General features: G+C 48.7%; 1 rRNA gene. It reads right to left on the minus strand.

The annotated features are described in order from the left end of the window. Positions 1 to 99 precede the first annotated feature (99 nt). A 23S ribosomal RNA gene (locus tag CHI10_RS22000) occupies positions 100 to 378 on the minus strand; the annotation flags it as partial.

Here is a 378-nt window from a genome sequence, read left to right on the forward strand (position 1 = left end):
CTCGCTATCGCCACCGGACTATTTGGTTTGAAGAAACTTCGTTCCCTCAAAACTAGATAATGTATGAAGAAGCATTTGCCGAGTAATTACCAATATGACTTGGTTAAGTCCTCGATCGATTAGTATCAGTCAGCTCCACATGTCGCCACGCTTCCACCTCTGACCTATCAACCTGATCATCTTTCAGGGATCTTACTAGCTTGACGCTATGGGAAATCTCATCTCGAGGGGGGCTTCATGCTTAGATGCTTTCAGCACTTATCCCTTCCGCACATAGCTACCCAGCGATGCCTTTGGCAAGACAACTGGTACACCAGCGGTGCGTCCATCCCGGTCCTCTCGTACTAAGGACAGCTCCTCTCAAATTTCCTGCGCCCA

This window comes from Bacillus sp. 7894-2, assembly GCF_002272225.1.
In the GTDB taxonomy this organism is placed as follows: domain Bacteria; phylum Bacillota; class Bacilli; order Bacillales; family Cytobacillaceae; genus Cytobacillus.